Origin of the sequence: Lyngbya sp. CCY1209, from assembly GCF_035615495.1 — a bacterium.
Lineage (GTDB): Bacteria > Cyanobacteriota > Cyanobacteriia > Cyanobacteriales > Microcoleaceae > Limnospira.
Genome location: NZ_JAJENU010000047.1, coordinates 1 through 1,665, shown reverse-complemented (window position 1 = coordinate 1,665; position 1,665 = coordinate 1). Strand labels below are relative to the sequence as shown.

1 protein-coding gene is annotated in these 1,665 nt (G+C 50.8%); it reads right to left on the bottom strand.

Annotation, left to right across the window (positions count from 1 at the left end; all coding sequences use genetic code 11):
- Positions 1-205: 205 nt before the first annotated feature.
- Positions 206-1,228 carry a dipeptide ABC transporter ATP-binding protein gene (locus tag LKE08_RS00235; RefSeq protein ID WP_324702186.1) on the bottom strand — a complete coding sequence of 341 codons (1,023 nt, stop codon included), beginning with the start codon at positions 1,226-1,228 and terminating at the stop codon, positions 206-208.
- Between the last annotated feature and the right edge of the window lie 437 nt (positions 1,229-1,665).

The following is a 1,665-nucleotide window of genomic DNA, read 5'->3' as shown; positions in this document are numbered from 1 at the left end:
CAAGCGCAGAGGCTTGCCCCTACAGCTTTTTTTCATTCATTTGGGCAAGCGCAGAGGCTTGCCCCTACAGCTTTTTTCATTTATTTGGGCAAGCGCAGAGGCTTGCCCCTACAGCTTTTTTCTAAAGGCAAGCGCAGAGGCTTGCCCCTACAGCTTTTTTTCATTTATTTGGGCAAGCGCAGAGGCTTGCCCCTACAGCTTTTTTCTAAAGTCTGTTTGATTCAACCAAGTGACAGGAAACCCCATGTCCGGGGGTGATTTCTCGAAATTGGGGTTCCTCGATTTTACAGCGTTCCTCCGCGAAGGGACAGCGGGTGTGAAACCGACAGCCGGACGGGGGAAATACGGGACTCGGAACGTCCCCAGTCAGGAAAATTCGCTCCCGTTTCGCCTCAATTTCTGGGTCGGGAATGGGCACCGCCGACAGTAGGGCTTTGGTGTAGGGGTGGAGGGGATTTTCGTAGATGGAATTGCGATCGCCGAGTTCGACAATTTGACCCAAATACATCACCGCCACCCGCGTCGAAATGTGGCGGACGACGCTCAAATCGTGGGCGATAAATAAATAGGTCAAATTGAGGCGTTTTTGGAGCGATCGCATCAAGTTCACTACCTGGGCTTGAATGGAGACATCCAAGGAGGCGATCGGTTCGTCGCAGACGAGAAAATCCGGGTTGACCGCCAAGGCGCGGGCGATCGCGATCCGCTGTCTCTGACCCCCGGAAAACTCGTGGGGATAGCGGTTGACAAACTTGGGGTTCAATCCCACCAAATCTAACAATTCACGAACTCGATTTTTCGCACTTATTCCCCTCCCCAACCCGTGAACTTCCAGCGATTCCCCGACAATCTTTCCTACCGTCATCCGGGGATTTAGGGAAGCGTAGGGATCTTGGAAAATCATCTGCATTTTGCGGCGCTTTTTCCGCAGTTCTTCTCCTTCCAAATTTGTTAGATCCACGCCCTCAAAATAAACCCGCCCCCCCGTCGGCTTTTCCAAATGTAAAATAGCCCGCCCGGTGGTACTTTTACCGCACCCCGACTCCCCCACCAAACTCAGCGTCTCCCCCCGCCGGATCTCGAAATTAAGCCCGTCCACCGCCCGCACTGCCCCCACTTGTCGCCGTCGGAACAGCCCCCCCGTCACCGGGAAATGTACCTGCAAATTCTCAATTTTTAATAGTGTCTCTGTTTGCGCTTCGGCGAGATTAGATATCGTTGTCACCATCGTTTTTTTTATATATAGCAGTGTGAAATGATTCGTGAAAATTCGATCCGGTGAAAGTCCCCAGAATTGGGGGTTTGGGGGCTAGAAAATTTTACAAATGGTTGCACATTGCTATATATAGCGTTCGACAGAACGGTTGGGACAGATATGCCAATTTTACACCCGCCTTGAAATGAATTTCAAGGCTCACAGCAAAAGTCCACTTAAGTGGACTCGTTCGGAGTAATCGTGTCCTCATATCAGATCCGGTTATTTACCCGCATAATCTCCCCAATCCACAAAGCGAGGATTTTGGCTATAAGAAAAGGGAATTCATTCCCAAGCGGGCCTGATATCCAACCCGTTTTGTTCCGGGCATTCAACCGGATTTGATATAACCCCCTTGTCAGTTGCTATATATATTAATGTTTTCGACCCCCCCAGCCCCCATCCCCCCC